The following is a 15,361-nucleotide window of genomic DNA, read 5'->3' as shown; positions in this document are numbered from 1 at the left end:
CAACGTTACATATTAATTCAGGCGCAACATCTTTATTGCGAAAGAAAAAGTAAAAAACGCAACTATTTCATTAAATAATACCATTTACTTCTTACCTATAAATGCAGCCAGGTAAGGGGCTGTTTTACTATTACGCACCGTTGCCAATTTTTCCGGTGGTCCTGCAGCTATTATCTTTCCACCTTCATCACCGGCCCCCGGACCAATATCAATTACCCAGTCGCTGCCCGCTACTACCCGCATTTCATGTTCTACCACCACTACGGTATTGCCGGCATCTACCAGTCCATTCAGTTGCGTAATTAGTTTTTCTGCATCGGCCGGATGCAAACCGGTAGTAGGCTCGTCCAGTATATACAGTGTATTCCCTTTGCCGATGCGCTGCAGTTCTGTTGCCAGCTTAATACGTTGCGCTTCTCCGCCGGAAAGTTCTGTGGCGGGTTGCCCCAACCGCAGATAGCCCAGCCCCACTTCATGCAATACTTCCAATGATCGCTGCAGCGAAGCATCTGTGGTGAAAAAGTTTTTTGCTTCGTCTACCGTCATGCCGAGTACTTCTGCGATGTTTTTATCCTGCCAGGTGACTTCCAGCGTTTTGGCATTATAACGGGCACCATGACAGGTAGGACAAGGGGCATATACGCTGGGCAGGAAAAGCAGTTCTACCATCACGGATCCTTCTCCCTGGCAGGTTTCGCACCGTCCTTTTGCCACATTAAAAGAAAAGCGTCCGGCATCGTACTTCCGGGCTTTAGCCATTTTCGTAGCGGCAAACAATTTACGCACCTGGTCAAATAAACCGGTATAAGTAGCCAGGTTAGAACGTGGAGTACGACCTATCGGTTTCTGATCTACCTGTACCAATCTTTTAATATTTTCCATGCCACCTGTAATGCTGCCCCCCAGCGTAACGGGCCGCGATTGTTCGAGCTCCTCTCCTTCTTCCGCGGCCGGCGCTTCATAACCCAGATAGGTGGCCACCAGCTCTACCAGCACCTGGCTCACCAGACTGGATTTACCGGAACCGGATATGCCTGTTACCGTAGTAAACACCCCTAATGGAAACGCAGCATCCAACGACACCAGGTTGTTACGGGTAACGCCTGCCAATGTCAGCCAACCTTTCGGTTCACGGGGCTTGCGGGTAATTGTTTTTTCCCGGGAGAAGAGATAATGACGGGTGCTGGAAGCTGCCACGTGCTCCAAACCGGCAGGTTCACCGCTGTACAATATATGTCCGCCTTGCTCGCCTGCAGCAGGACCTACATCCACAATCCATTCCGCATGCCGGATCACGTCCAGGTCATGTTCTACCACAAACAGCGAATTGCCCGCCGCTTTTAGTTTATCCATGGCCGTTAGTAAGGCAGCCGTATCAGCGGGATGCAATCCGGCAGAGGGCTCATCGAGTACATACACTACGCCGAACAGATTAGACCTTACCTGTGTAGCCAGTCGTAACCGCTGTAACTCGCCCGGAGAAAGACTGGGAGAACTACGTTCCAGCAGCAGGTAACCTAAACCCAGATCCAGCAAAATAGACAATCGTGCTGCCAGATCCTGCGCAATACGCTGCGCCACAATAATACGCTCTGGGTGCAATCCCTTTGCCACAAAGGCTTCGGAAGATCCGCAGGCATAACGTTCCATTAAAGCCGCGAGTTTTTTCAGTGGCAACCTGGACATTTCTGCAATATCCAGTCCATCAAATTTCACTGCCAGCGCCTTTCTGCCCAAACGCTTGCCATCGCATTCCGGGCATTCCCTGCTGATCATATATTGCGACACCCGCTTTTTCATAGCAGCACTTTCCGTGTTGGCAAAAGTGTGCATTACATATCTTTTCGCACCGGAGAAGGTACCCATGTAACTGGGCTCCATCTTACGTTTCAGCGCATCTTTAGTTTCTTCGGGTGTAAAGCCCGCATATACCGGTACTACTGGTTGTTCTTCTGTAAACAGGATCCAGTCACGCACTTTCTTTGGCAGCTCGCGCCACGGCTTATCTACATCATAGCCAAGGGTAACGAGTATATCCCGGAGATTTTGTCCGTACCAGGCCGTAGGCCATGCGGCCACTGCACGCTCCCGAATGGTCAATGAATCGTCCGGCACCATGGAGGCCTCTGTTGCATCGTAAATACGACCGAGACCATGACATACGGGACAAGCGCCCGCAGGGGTATTGGGAGAAAAGAATTCTGAATCCATTTGTTCCTGGTGAGGCGGATATACACCTGCCCGGGAATACAACATGCGCAACAAATTAGACAAGGTGGTTACACTGCCTACAGATGAACGGGTAGTAGGTGCACCCCGCTGCTGTTGCAATGCTACTGCAGGCGGCAGACCATCTATTTCATCGACTACCGGCACCGGCATCTGGTGAAATAACCTCCGCGCATAAGGCGATACTGATTCCAGGTAACGGCGCTGTGCCTCTGCATACAGGGTCCCAAATGCCAGCGATGATTTACCCGAACCTGAAACGCCGGTAAATACCACCAACGCATTTCGGGGAATGCTGAGTGTTACATTTTTCAGGTTGTGTTCACGTGCACCACGTACATGTACAAAACCGGTATCACCGGTGGCTGTAGGGGTTTGATCTTGTTTCCGCATGCCCGGTTGCCACAAAAATTATGCCCCGCAACCAGTTGGCAGTATCCTCACAACACCGCAAGATCCGGGTTTTCTGTGGCGGTACATCGGGCTAATTTTACATTTCAATACAAATTATATCAGATGGAAAATATCACTAACCGCCTGTTGTCGCACAACTGGCAGCACACAACGGATCAATTACTGGAACAGGGTTATGCCCTCGTAGAAAACGCGCTGACCCAAACGGAATGTAAGGCACTCATCAGCGCCTACAACGCTGATAATACCTATCGTAAAACAATCGTAATGGAACGTTACCGTTTCGGCAAAGGAGAATACAAATACTTTCAATATCCGCTACCAGATATGATTACCAGCATCCGTGAAACAGTATATCCTTTCATTGCGCCGGTAGCTAATAAATGGATGGAAGTACTGAATATCGATAAAAAATTCCCGGCTACACATACCGAACTAAAACAATACTGTCATGATAATGGCCAAACCAAACCCACTATCCTCATATTGAAATACGGGAAGGATGGATTTAATACACTTCACCAGGATTTGTATGGCGATATTTATTTTCCGATGCAGGTAGTATTATTTTTAAATGAGCCGGAAGAAGATTACACGGGTGGTGAATTTGTACTCACCGAACAAATCCCCAGGGCGCAATCCAAAGCAAATGTACTCAGACCCAAACGGGGAGATATGTTGATATTCACCACCAACTTCCGTCCTGTGAAAGGTAGTAAAGGCTATTACCGGGTAAATATGAAACATGGGGTAAGTCCGGTCCATAGCGGCAACCGGCATACGTTAGGGATTATTTTTCATGATGCACTGAGTTAAAACAAAACGATGTTTTATCACGAAAAACTAACTCCCTTATCACTGAGGCGGCTCATTCACCAGGGTGAAATTAAGCTGGGCGGAAATCAATCACTCCACATATATGGTACCCTTTCCTGTGCCTCTGGCAGACGAATGAAAACGGCTAACCGTGTTTTCTTTGCAGATGAAGCCGAAGCGAAGGAAAATGGGTACCGCCCTTGCGGGCATTGCATGCGGGCGGCATACAAAGCATGGAAAGGATCACTCTCCCCACGCCGTTAGCATCAAATTACGCGGCCCTCCGTAATTACGGTGTTCGCATAAATATACACCTTGCCAGGTGCCCAGTGCCAGACGGCCATTGCGAATAGGGATCATCACAGCATTCCCCAACAATGAGGCTTTCAGGTGAGCCGGCATATCATCTGACCCTTCATCATCATGTAAGTATTCCGGATCATTCTCCGGTACTGTTTTGTTGAAGTACATTTCAAAGTCCAGTCTTACTGTAGGATCCGCATTTTCATTAATGGTGAGTCCTGCAGACGTATGTTGAATGAATACCTGCAACATACCTGTTTTTATTTCGGCGAGTTGTGGAAACCCCTGCACGAGTTCCGCGGTGATAATATGAAATCCTCTCTTTCGTTGATGCAGTTGTATAGGCTGCTGGAATATTTTCATGCCGGTTGTTTAAGAGGTTGCAAGATAATAATTTCATGGCTGACCATACACCACACGCCAGATCCGGTTGGTTTTATCATCTGTTAACAACAGTGCGCCATCTTTCGTTTGGAGCAATCCTACGGGACGTCCCCGCACCACTGAATTCCGGGCATCTTTCACAAAGCCGGTTAAGAAGTCTTCCGGCTTACCTGCAGGCTTGCCGTTGGCAAAAGGTACAAACAGCACCTTATAACCAGATATGGGTTTCCTGTTCCAGGAGCCATGCTGAGCGATGAATGCGCCATGGTGATATCGTTGCGGGAATTTATCTCCTGTATAAAACACCAGCCCTAAAGAAGCAGTATGTGCGCCCAACGGCACATCCGGAATAATAGCATTACTCAAGGACACAGGTGCAGGCTCTTTTACTCTTGGGTCAGGATGTGATCCGTAATACAACCATGGCCACCCGTAAAAACCACCTTCCTGTACGCTGGTGAGATAATCAGGCACCAGGTTGTCGCCTAATTTATCTCTTTCATTCACAGCCACCCATAAGGTGGAAGATCCCGGCGCCCAGCCCATCCCTACAGGGTTTCTCAAACCTGACGCGTATACGCGCAAACCGGTACCATCGGGATTTATTTCCAGGATGCAGGCTCTTAATTTTTCATTGTCGATACCTTTCTCTGCATGGTCAGTTCCTGATCCTACAGCAATGTATATTTTAGTTTGTTCTTTATTAGCGATGAGGTTACGGGTCCAATGCCGGTTTATTTTACCTGCCGGCAAGTCCAGTATTTTTTCCGGCGTACCGGTGAGCTTTGTACTGCCTCTTTCATAAGTGTATCGTAATAAGGCGTTGGTGTTGGCCACATAAAAATATTGCCCGATTAAGAGCATACCGAATGGTTGTTCTAAACCTTCCAGGAAGGTGCTGCGAAATTCAGGGATACCATCGTTGTTCGCGTCCCTTAACAGGGTAATACGGTCCACACTATGTTTCATACTGTTGGATTTGTTGGCGCCCACTATGGTAGCGCCTATCTTCGTCAGAAAAGTATGATTACTGTTGGAGGAGGCGACCAGTATATCACCATTTGGCAACTCATACATCCACCGGGGATTGTCAAAACCAGCGGCATATAAGGTAACGCGAAAGCCTGCTGGCGCCACAGGTGCTTCTCCTTCCTCCCATCCTTTTACATGGCTGTAATTCATATGCGATTTGGTCGCGTACGGCTGTGGCAGATGAGCCGTATCCTGCGCAGCGAGCGCCTGCGTAATGTATAATAAAAACAGTGATAACAGTTCTTTCTTCATGGGGTAAATTTTCAAGGTAATCACTATACCATCACAATATTTACGCCATGAGCATCTGCTTAACGAAGTCTGCTGTACGCATTACAAAATATTTAATTCGAACGCTCTCACATTTTTCTTTATCTTCATATTTCCCCGCCGCGATAGTAACAATGAGAATGGAAATCCATAATGTTTAAATTTTAACCATGATGAAGCCGCAACAAATAATGATCATAGACGATGATGCAGATGACAGGAACTTCTTCCAGGAAGCTATCAATAATATTTCACCTGTTATAGAAACGCATATTTGTGATAGTGGAATTCAGGCGCTCGCGCTGTTCCAGGAAAACAAAATCGCCACACCTGATTTTATTTTCCTCGACTTTAATATGCCACTGATGAATGGGAGAGAATGCCTGGTAGAATTAAAAAAAATACTGCAACACAAGATTACCAATATTATTATACTCAGTACTTCTGATATGAAGGAAGATATGGAAGATGCGCTGCGTTTGGGAGCTAAGCTGTTCCTGACCAAGCCCAATACTTTCCAGGAGCTTTGCAGTATGCTAAAGGGTGTACTTGAAGGTAGCTGGCAGAAGTTATTCTCTCATCCTGCCAGCTCCGATATGTAAGTTTATGCTTTAACAGCTCCTTTATTGTATTTATTCCTATACTCGAGTGGTGATAAACCCGTTGTCTTTTTGAAAATCGTCCTGAAAGCCTTTGTATCAGAATATCCCACCTCCCACATAATTTCATTGATATTTTTCCGACTGCTTTCAAAACCTTTTTTCGCTACTTCCACTTTTACCCGTTGGATGTATTCCGATACGGTATTGCTGGTGGCTTTTTTAAATCGTCTTTCGAGGCTCCTGCGGCCAACGGCGAACATAGAAGACAACTGTTCTACTGTTATCTTCTCCATGAAGTTCTGTTCTATAAATTCCTGCGCCTGTTTCACTGATTCATCCTGGTGTTCCCGCTGTCCTTTGAATATGGTAAAGCAGGACTGACTGTCCCTGTCTATTTCTATTTCAAAATATTTGGAAGCCAGAATGGCCATATCTCTGTCTGTATATTTCTCTATCAGGTATATCAGGAGATTCCAGAAAGAATTAGCTCCACCACTGGAATAAATGCCAAATTCATCTGTGATGATTTTTTCAGAAACCAGTTCTATCTGTGGAAACATGGCCCTGAACTCTGCTGCCGCCAGCCAGTGTGTAGAACAACGCCTGCCATCTAACAAACCGGTAGAAGCCAGTAAGAAGGCGCCTACGCAAAGACTAGCCACTTCTGCACCGGCCTTGTGTTGCTGTACAATCCAGGGATAGAAGTCCTTATTCTGTGCAATGACTTCCTCCCGCTCTCCGTTTACTGCAGGAATGATGATCAGGTCTGCTTTGTGATCCTCTGTAATCTGTGCATCCGGAGTTACCCTGAAAAGCCGGTCATATACCTGTGCTTCTTTGGTGAGCCCTATCAGCTTTACATTGAATAAGGCAGGTCTTCCCAGGCTCTCCAGGAAGTCATTCGCTTTCGTAAAAGCAACAAAAGATCCTTCAATGCAGCTAAGTGCAACGGCGCCTTTGGGAACGAGAATAGATATCTGCTTCATATACCAAATCTAAGATAAAAGAATGTCGGAATCAACCCTTTTTAAGTCGTTTATACCCCCATAATGAATTTAACAGGTAGTGTACTTTTGAATTGTACCATCATATCAACATTAAACCCTTATAAAAATATGAAAAAGACAAAAATTATCTACTGGATCTTTACCGGCATATTATCGGCCTTAATCCTGCTGGGAGCAGTGCCCGATCTGATCAGCGTACCGGAAGCACAAGCCATGTTTAAACACTTAGGCTATCCGATGTACCTGCTGCCATTCCTGGGACTGGCAAAAATACTGGGCATCATTGCCATTCTTATTCTCGGCTACCCAAGACTCAAAGAATGGGCGTATGCAGGTCTTTTCTTTGATCTCACCGGTGCGATGTATTCCAGCTTCTCTGTTGGCGACCCAGCTTCACAGTGGGCGCCGATCCTGATAGGATATGTCCTGATTTTCGGTTCTTATATTTTCTATCATAAGTTGGCTGCTGCCAAAGGTAAAGTCAGCAGCAGCCAATTGAATATAGCATGAAATTACCGCGGTAAATCATAATAAGAATTAACGGCGCCCTGCCCGGTGTAGTTTGGTCCTGCCTGATCATCCGCACCGAGATATGGAAGCCCGGTGTTAAAGACCAGTGGGCCAGTGCGTTTAATAATGCGCGTGCGACTGTTGTATTGGATACCTTGCTCCTTCAGTAATTTTTTCAATAAAATATTCTTTGGCAGCATTATATTTTGTGTATCGAGATGAGCAACAAAATATCCGTTTGTAGTTAACGCACTACACGCCATGGCGATTACTTTTAACTTATCACCAAGGTAATGCAGCCCATGTGAACAGGTGATGAGGTCATAAGATTTATCCGGTTGCCAGTCCACTACAGACGTCACCTCGAATGTGAGTCCTCCGCGGTTCTCTGCTTCCGGTGGAAAGGTATCCAGTAAATCAATTCCCTTTAATTGTACTTGTTGTAGTAATCCTTTTCGGGCTAAATCGATATAAGTTTGAACCAAGGCAAAGCCGCTGCCACAGCATAAATCCAGCCAGGTGGCAGCACCGTTTTCCCGTACTTTTTGTTCCAGGAAACGGGCAGGAATAAATTTAAATTCCTTTTCATAACTGTTAATACCGCTGGCATTCCGGTCGCGGTTCATACTGGAATTAGCGACTACAGCAGACCATATCAGGTCTTTTTCAGGGAGTAAAGGCATAAGTAGTTTGGGTGTGCAACAAGATACACATTAGCCCTGGAAATTGCAATCATTAGTGGCCTGTTTTATCACAAAAATAAGAAGAAATGGCATCTCAAAAGCAGATAGTGCACCCCCTAAATGTTAAACACTTTTAGGGGGTGCACTACCTGCTTTTGAGATGCCCTCTTTTAAATCCAAAGACATCTTTCTACCGTCAGGACGGCTTTTAAAATCTGTTAACAACTAACTATATAGTTAATAAGATAACATCCTGGTATATACTCCATATGACGTGTTTATAACCACCTTAGTAAGCCGCTTATTGTTATTATAAGTATAAGTATATTTAGTCTGATTTCCACCCTCAGAAAAACCTGCGATCAGGTTGTTGTTAAAAAATTTTTCGTCGTCAGCCAGCCCTCCTAAACCAATACCATTCCTGAAGTTAAGCAAAGACAAAGGTTTAAAAACATTTGTATCACTGGTGTAGGTAATAATAGTTTCACCAAGAAGTGTTCCCGTGCTATTATACGCCTTACGGTTGGTGATATTACCATTCGTCACCTCATAAGTGAAATATCCCGCTAAATTAAGTGTTGTTGGGCTGTTAAGATTAGTGACAGTGTAATAACTCTTCTTTGAGAGTACACTATTAGTATATTCATAAACATAGCGTGCCGGACTCCCGAATTGGCTGAAATTAACTTCAGTTAACAGATTATCCGCATTGTATTTGAAAGTACCTGCGGGATAAGTAGAACCGTGATACTTTTCAACTAACGAACTAAGATTGCCTGCATTATCATAAGCAGGTACCACTTCAAATTTATCGCTACTCGTACTATCCAATACACTGCTAACGCGTTTATTGGCATCGTAACTGAAGAGGTAAACGGTATCATCTGATCCAAATCCCTGCTGTAATCTGAGTAAGAGCGTACCTTCTGTTGGATTTGGAGATTGGTCATCGGGTTTGGCGTCGTCCTTTTTACTACAGGAGATAATAGCCATAGTAATAAGCAGTAAACAAATAGTAAATTTCACTTTCATGAAGTATGGTTTTATTTTCCACAAAGATATATACTTTAATTACATATAATATAAATAATATATAGCAATACGCTGGCTTTAGCGCATTATCGATTACATAACTATCTTGATGGGATTACAGAATGTATGAAGTAAAAGAAAGTAAATCCCAATGGCATGGGTGTTTTATAAAATTAAGCTCAGGGGACTTTTCGAAGATACAATCCCAACCTACCATGTTAAAAATTAATTATCATCAGGACTACCGCCCCAGGATTTTCAATGTCCGATACATTATTTAATGCCAGTAGAAAAACCAATATATAATAAAGCAACCCGTCTTCGAAAATCTTCTTAACACAAAAAATAAATTATAAAAAGGCGGTATCAAAAATAATTCGGATGCTTAAGAATTGCGTAAACGAAATTTCTCTTCATCCAGCCCCGGATAAAATTCGGCAAAATTATTTTTGATACCGCCTTTCCTTCTGATTAAACTTCAGTTGGAACGGGCATATTTACTACTGCCGCGCCACGTGCAAGCTTAGCTTTTACCAGTTTACTTACACGATATACAAGCCAAATACAGGGAATMGTTAGCCCTATAATTACCCAACCCAATGTATCATAATGTTCCAGCGGACTGAATTTATCTTTCTGAGATACAATCATGCCGGCGATTACGGCTGCAATACCGCCTGCTACCTGCTGCAGGGAAGAGTTGACACTCATGAATGCACCTCTGTCGGCCAGATCAGGAATGCCCGTGGTCAGTGCGGTGAAAGGAATCATACGACCCATGATACCACCCATCATCAATACATTTAAGGTCATGATGATCCAGAGTGGTTGTGGAGTAAGATGCGTGTAGATCAGCACAATCACCATCATGTATACGGCAGCGACAGTGTAAAGTAAAAATTTATCTGTCTTATCACTCAACTTGCCGAGAAGCGGCATAATGAACAGGGCGCCTACTCCCGATACCATAAATAACAAAGGTAATTGCTGTTGGGTGATATGCAGATTATTGATGGCGAAGGCGCTGCCAAAGGGCATCATCATAAAGCCACCGATAGACATCAGCGCAGTAGCGGTAAAGCCTATACGATAATCTCTTTTCGCCACGGTGTGCAACAGATGCTTATAGGCACTCTTGTCCCGTTGTACGGCCAGGTGTGCTATAATAGGTTCCAGTTTGATACTGATCAGCAGCAACACTATCAAAGCCATGCCAGCCACCAGGAAGAAAGGTGCTTCCCAGCCCCACGCATTAGCGAGATATAAACCAATGGGTATACCCAGTACCTGGCTGGCGCCGAAGGCCATTTGTACAAAGCCCATCACGCGGCCCCGTTGGGAGAGGTCAAAAAGATCGGTGATAATAGCCAGGGAAATAGAGCCTATCACACCACCGAATAAACCCGTTACAATCCTCGCCGCCACCATAGTGTAGTAGGTGTTGGCCAGGCCGCAACAAAGCGTACCGATAATAAAGCCTACGTAAAAAAATACCAGTAATTTTTTACGGTCGAAACGATCTGCAAAACCAGCGGTCAGCAACCCGGAGATACCGGCGCTGAAAGCATAGGCAGATACAATAAAACCAAACTGGTTAGGTTTTATACTCATAGATTTCATGAGCATATCTCCTAATGGCGACATCACCATAAAATCCAGTATGACGGTAAACTGCGTGAGTGCCAACAGGGCAACCACCAGTTTCTGATGAGACGAAAAAGCAGATGTTTGTTTCATGTAAAGGATATTGACGGATAAAGAAAGTGATTAGTCTTCCAGCTCTGCACATTCATACGCGCTGGCATGCACCAGTGCAATGATGTTATCTGTTGCCGGTTCAGCAGCTACGACCCTGAGTACGCAATCCACATCTTCCAGGTCCACGGTCCATTTCTCGATAAACGGCTGCCGATCCAGTACCTGCGCCACTTTTGAGCGGTCTTCCACTGTTGCGATGTTCGTTTTGAAAACAAGAATATGTTGTGCTGTATTCATCTTATATAAGCAAGCGCTCATTTATTAATTTGACAAAAAAAATAGCTATTTCGATAACCCTTTTATCACGCAGTCGAATGTTTCTTTCATGATCTTTTCGGAGAACTTAAATTTACGGCCGCCAAGACTTTGACCTTCATTATGAAATTTTATCAGGGAATAGAGCGGCGCAAATGCTACTGACCAATATACTTCCAGGGGCATGCGCTCTATTTCGCCGCGAGCTACAGCATTCTCCACGTAATCGCCCATGTTTCGCTGAAACTCATCGGTAATAGTTTCCAACATTTTTTCCCTATAGGCAGAGTTGCGGAGCTGTTCAAAAAAAGCGGCAGATTTATGGTTATCTAATGCATACTCCGCCCGGTTTTTCCACTGACACCAAAGACCATCTTTAAATGACATTTCCGGGCTAAATCCCTTCAGTGTGGCACGGGTCATCTTAATCCCTTCTTCAATGCTGATACTGGTGAGCAGGTCTTCTTTATCTTTATAGTAGATGTAAATAGTAGCCGGAGATACACCCGCCGCTTTTGCCAGGCGATTGATCCCGAAATTCTCCAGTCCATCCTTCGCCACCATCTCAATGGCGGAATCCCGAATGGCCTGCTGTTTATTTTCATCTCTGTATCTCATCCGGCACAAATATAAGTGAGCATTTGCTCATTTAAAAATATTTTATGCTTTTTTTTGAAAAATTACCGGCTAAGTACAAAAGTATACCTGTAGAAAACCTGCTTAAAAGTGAGGCTGAGTAAGCGTAAGTGGCTTAGTCAGCCCTACTTTTTTAGTGAGACAGGTCCGGCGGCGTGAGTTTTTTGGAAAGACCGCCATCTACAGTGATTTCTTCCCCGGTGGTGAACGTAGCATCAAAGGCCAGGAACAACACCGCTTTTGCGACCTCCTCTGCCCTCCCATTCCGTTTCAGGGGAGTCACCTCATCTCCCAGCTTTTCAAATGCCAGCAGATCTTCTTTTGAGGCGCCGGAAACACCCATAGTAGGCGTGTGTATGAAACCCGGGCTCACCGCATTCACCCGGATACTGCGGGGCAGCAATTCAGCCGCAAACCCTTTTACAAATGATGCCAGCGCTGCCTTCGCACCGGCATATACGCTCATCCCTGCATAGCCCGACTGATTGGCAATAGAAGTAGTCAATACAATAGCACCATGATCTTTGATCAAAGGCGCCAGTCGCTGTAAGGTGAAGAAGGCCCCTTTGGTATTGATGGCAAACGTTTTGTCATAGCTAGCTTCTGTTACCAGGTCAAAAGGCTCCAGCATCGAAAAACCAGCATTGATAAAAAGGAAATCAATTTGTCCCAGCTTCTCTTCGACGATGCGTTTCAGCGCGTCAATGTCATGCAGACTGCTGGTATCGGATTTCACGATGTGTACTGCCGGCCCCAGCTCCTGCTGCGCAGCTTCGACGTTCTTTGGATTGTTACCTGTGAGCAATACTTCTGCTCCCCCAGCTATCAGTATTTTCACTGTAGCCAATCCCATTCCATGGGTACCGCCTGTCACTACTATCTTTTTCCCGGTATAATTGGTTGTCGTCATGTACTTGTTTTTTTGATAAATAATACCGCAAAGTGACGTAGATCCGGGGAACAGAACAATAACGGATATTATCTTCCTATACGGAAAATTTTATCCCTATGCCCACTATTCACGGAATAAGGATAATTTTGTCCTTATTAAAAAACAGATAGCTATGTATGAAAAAAAGATCCCAAAAAGTTTTGCATGTGGCATGGCCATCATCATGGAAATTATTGGTGGCAAGTGGAAATCTTACCTGGTGTATCTTATTAACAAAGGCGTAAAAAGACCCAGTGAACTACAGCGTGCCATGCCCAGCGCCAGCAGACGGGTACTGGATTTACAGCTACGGGAACTGGAATTCCATGGTATTGTTCAGCGTACTATATTTCATGAATTGCCGCCTAAAGTAGAATATTCACTCACCGCGTTTGGCGAATCTTTATTACCCGTAGTAGATGCGATGGATAAATGGGGAGAGGATTACCAGGATGTTTTTGAACAGCTCATGGCGAAGAAACTGGAGGCTACAGCCGTATAATAGCAGCATGGCATTACCACCACGTTTCATTCTTAAAAAAAGCCTGCGGTGTTTGCCCGGTAAATGCTTTAAAGTCTTTAATAAAATGTGCCTGATCGAAATACCCGGCATTATAAGCGGCTTCCGTCAAACTCTCTGCTTCAGAATAATGGTCCAGCAGATGTCTTAATCTCACAATGGCTGAAAACTGTTTGGGCGTGCTACCTACGCTTCGCCGGAACCTTTTTTCAAATGCATCATGGCTGATGAATAAGTCCGCCGCCAGCGCCTTTATCTTTATATTTCCGTTGGTATCTTTAATCTGCTGTACAGCATGACTCACCAACAAATCAGGTGATTGTGTTCTTAACCCGGCTAACAGGAACGCCTCTACGATTGCTATCCGTTGCTGATCATCTGCGGCTTCACTCAATCGCTCCTCCACTTCCCTGATTTTATGCAAACGAATCACATCATCCAGTGGTTGTTGTGCTTCAAACAATTCATGCAATGGCGTTTTAAAAAAAGCTGTAGCGCCACCTTCCTGGAATACCACCAACAGATTAGCCGTATTAGGTTCATATTTCAGCAGACGTGCTGATTTTCTAAGTCCGCTTAATGCTGCTTCCGGCAGTTGATTGGTTAACGTTTGGGTGATATGGCTCACTGCACCTTTCACCCGGAAACTCATGACAACAGACGTATCCGGCAATGTTGTATTCTCCATCCCTTCGCTGCTTTCAATAAGGAGAAAAGCTTTGACAAAAGGCCGGAGAACAGCAATCGGAAGATGACGTTCCATTTTCATATCACACGAGATTTCGCCTGCGAAGATAAACAAAATTTAGCCTTACAGTTAGCTGCAATATTTCCATTGGCTGCCCGCCTGCGGTGTGAAAATGATGCAGTACCAACTGTAAGACTAAAGCTTGTTAACTATCGCATGGCTTTTATCAATGCGCCTAATTGCTCCTCTCCATATCCTGCCTTTATTCCTTTGTTCATCAGTTGCTGCAGGAAGTTGGGTACCTCCGCTGTGATGCCTGCTTCCTGTGCTTGTTTTATCATTAAATCCATCGATACAATACAGGTTTTCAGGGTGCTTTGAGGATGGCCAAAATCATTGTTGCTGATTACAACTCCTTCATGTCTTACCATTTCTCCCAACACGGGCGCGATGAGGTTGATCATATTGCCCAATTCATTCACAGGAAGTTTTTCAGATTCAAAAATCCTGGCGCCCTGCAGGAAGCCAGCAATCAGTCCGAACAAACTGGATAGTATGGACAGGTCCCATGCCGCCGCAGCTCCTACAGCGTCTCCCATATACATACTGTTTCCGCCCAATACTTTGAGTATCGCTTCTCCGCGTTCATAAGCGGCCTTAGTTCCTGCTATAAAAATGGGGGTATCTGCTTTACCTATTTGTCTTGGTGTAGCCAGCAAAGCCCCATCCAGGTAATCAGCGCCCTGAGAAACGGCCCACGTTTCCGCATTTCTGGCATCCTGCGGCGTACCGGTGGTGAGTTCCAGCAGTAGCCGGCCACGCAGGTTTGCTCCGGCTGTTTCCAGCACGCTGCGGGTGATCTCATAACTATTCAAACAAGTAATAACAACGGGGCTTGCCTTTACGGCTGCTGCTGCATCCGCGGCAAATACCGCCCCATCCTGCAACAGGGACGCTGCTTTTTCAGCGGTACGATTCCATACTGTTACCTTGTATCCATTATCCAGTAAGGTACGCGCCAATACAAATCCCATGGGGCCCAAACCTATCACAGAGACGTTTTTATCTACGTTCATAGTATTCATTTTAAATGTTTACAATGACGCAAATCTCATCACAATAGCGACCACTAACAATATGGGAAAAAAGATTCGGGCATGGAAAAATTTTTCACTATCCTACTGTGGCGGTTTTGCAGGGAGACAGTCAGCCTAAGGATATCTGCTTCTTTAAAAAAGCTATCTTCATCACAAATATCAACGCATGTACGAGAAAAAAATACCAGAAAACC

Annotated in this window: 17 protein-coding genes; 5 read left to right on the top strand and 12 right to left on the bottom strand. The window is 45.0% G+C overall.

The window, feature by feature from the left end; all coding sequences use genetic code 11:
• Positions 1–84: 84 nt before the first annotated feature.
• The gene (gene uvrA / locus AC1DCV_RS23635; protein ID WP_477025458.1) at positions 85–2,622 is read right to left on the bottom strand and encodes an excinuclease ABC subunit UvrA; all 2,538 of its coding nucleotides are present in this window, start codon (positions 2,620–2,622) and stop codon (positions 85–87) included.
• A gap of 123 nt (positions 2,623–2,745) precedes the next feature.
• Between uvrA and AC1DCV_RS23630 the strand changes: the two genes are divergently transcribed.
• Positions 2,746–3,459, top strand: a complete 714-nt coding sequence (locus AC1DCV_RS23630) for a 2OG-Fe(II) oxygenase (RefSeq protein WP_477025457.1) — start codon at positions 2,746–2,748, stop codon at positions 3,457–3,459.
• Between the two features lie 9 nt (positions 3,460–3,468).
• Positions 3,469–3,723 carry an Ada metal-binding domain-containing protein gene (locus AC1DCV_RS23625; RefSeq protein ID WP_477025456.1) on the top strand — a complete coding sequence of 85 codons (255 nt, stop codon included), beginning with the start codon at positions 3,469–3,471 and terminating at the stop codon, positions 3,721–3,723.
• Here AC1DCV_RS23625 and AC1DCV_RS23620 read toward each other — a convergent pair.
• On the bottom strand, positions 3,703–4,125 hold the full coding sequence (locus tag AC1DCV_RS23620; protein WP_477025455.1) for a secondary thiamine-phosphate synthase enzyme YjbQ: 423 nt from the start codon (positions 4,123–4,125) through the stop codon (positions 3,703–3,705). The genes AC1DCV_RS23625 and AC1DCV_RS23620 overlap by 21 nt on opposite strands.
• A gap of 33 nt (positions 4,126–4,158) precedes the next feature.
• Positions 4,159–5,430, bottom strand: a complete 1,272-nt coding sequence (locus AC1DCV_RS23615) for a PQQ-dependent sugar dehydrogenase (RefSeq protein ID WP_477025454.1) — start codon at positions 5,428–5,430, stop codon at positions 4,159–4,161.
• Positions 5,431–5,618: 188 nt separating this feature from the next.
• Between AC1DCV_RS23615 and AC1DCV_RS23610 the strand changes: the two genes are divergently transcribed.
• Complete coding sequence (locus AC1DCV_RS23610) at positions 5,619–6,050, top strand: response regulator (protein WP_477025453.1); 432 nt, start codon at positions 5,619–5,621, stop codon at positions 6,048–6,050.
• A 2-nt stretch (positions 6,051–6,052) separates the two neighbouring features.
• On the opposite strand, the gene AC1DCV_RS23605 is transcribed toward AC1DCV_RS23610, so the two are convergent.
• Positions 6,053–7,036 (bottom strand): GlxA family transcriptional regulator, encoded by a 984-nt coding sequence (locus AC1DCV_RS23605; protein WP_477025452.1) that lies wholly within the window; start codon positions 7,034–7,036, stop codon positions 6,053–6,055.
• A gap of 129 nt (positions 7,037–7,165) precedes the next feature.
• Here AC1DCV_RS23605 and AC1DCV_RS23600 point away from each other — a divergent pair, with 129 nt between their 5' ends.
• Positions 7,166–7,567 (top strand): DoxX family protein, encoded by a 402-nt coding sequence (locus tag AC1DCV_RS23600; RefSeq protein WP_477025451.1) that lies wholly within the window; start codon positions 7,166–7,168, stop codon positions 7,565–7,567.
• A 2-nt stretch (positions 7,568–7,569) separates the two neighbouring features.
• Here AC1DCV_RS23600 and AC1DCV_RS23595 read toward each other — a convergent pair whose 3' ends face one another.
• From AC1DCV_RS23595 to AC1DCV_RS23570, 6 genes are all read right to left on the bottom strand, one after another.
• Positions 7,570–8,250, bottom strand: coding sequence for a class I SAM-dependent methyltransferase (locus tag AC1DCV_RS23595; RefSeq protein ID WP_477025450.1), 681 nt, complete (start codon positions 8,248–8,250; stop codon positions 7,570–7,572).
• A gap of 237 nt (positions 8,251–8,487) precedes the next feature.
• Positions 8,488–9,282 (bottom strand): hypothetical protein, encoded by a 795-nt coding sequence (locus AC1DCV_RS23590; RefSeq protein ID WP_477025449.1) that lies wholly within the window; start codon positions 9,280–9,282, stop codon positions 8,488–8,490.
• A 471-nt stretch (positions 9,283–9,753) separates the two neighbouring features.
• Complete coding sequence (locus tag AC1DCV_RS23585) at positions 9,754–11,019, bottom strand: MFS transporter (RefSeq protein WP_477025448.1); 1,266 nt, start codon at positions 11,017–11,019, stop codon at positions 9,754–9,756.
• Between the two features lie 30 nt (positions 11,020–11,049).
• Positions 11,050–11,298 carry a hypothetical protein gene (locus AC1DCV_RS23580; RefSeq protein ID WP_477025447.1) on the bottom strand — a complete coding sequence of 83 codons (249 nt, stop codon included), beginning with the start codon at positions 11,296–11,298 and terminating at the stop codon, positions 11,050–11,052.
• A gap of 24 nt (positions 11,299–11,322) precedes the next feature.
• Positions 11,323–11,913: a TetR/AcrR family transcriptional regulator gene (locus tag AC1DCV_RS23575; RefSeq protein WP_477025446.1), complete on the bottom strand. Its 591-nt coding sequence runs from the start codon at positions 11,911–11,913 to the stop codon at positions 11,323–11,325.
• A gap of 151 nt (positions 11,914–12,064) precedes the next feature.
• On the bottom strand, positions 12,065–12,841 hold the full coding sequence (locus AC1DCV_RS23570; RefSeq protein ID WP_477025445.1) for an SDR family oxidoreductase: 777 nt from the start codon (positions 12,839–12,841) through the stop codon (positions 12,065–12,067).
• Positions 12,842–12,995: 154 nt separating this feature from the next.
• Between AC1DCV_RS23570 and AC1DCV_RS23565 the strand changes: the two genes are divergently transcribed.
• Positions 12,996–13,364 (top strand): winged helix-turn-helix transcriptional regulator, encoded by a 369-nt coding sequence (locus AC1DCV_RS23565; RefSeq protein WP_441574333.1) that lies wholly within the window; start codon positions 12,996–12,998, stop codon positions 13,362–13,364.
• 13 nt (positions 13,365–13,377) lie between these two features.
• Here the strand turns inward: AC1DCV_RS23565 and AC1DCV_RS23560 are convergent, their stop codons facing one another.
• Together AC1DCV_RS23560 and AC1DCV_RS23555 are read right to left on the bottom strand one after the other, a co-directional pair.
• Entirely contained in the window at positions 13,378–14,151 is a 774-nt protein-coding gene (locus tag AC1DCV_RS23560) for a helix-turn-helix domain-containing protein (protein ID WP_477025444.1), read from the bottom strand.
• Positions 14,152–14,279: 128 nt separating this feature from the next.
• Complete coding sequence (locus tag AC1DCV_RS23555) at positions 14,280–15,146, bottom strand: NAD(P)-dependent oxidoreductase (RefSeq protein ID WP_477025443.1); 867 nt, start codon at positions 15,144–15,146, stop codon at positions 14,280–14,282.
• Between the last annotated feature and the right edge of the window lie 215 nt (positions 15,147–15,361).

Source organism: Chitinophaga sp. 10T418 (genome assembly GCF_056394125.1).
The sequence above is the reverse complement of the archived record's forward strand: the minus strand, read 5'-3'. Positions and strand labels throughout refer to the sequence as shown.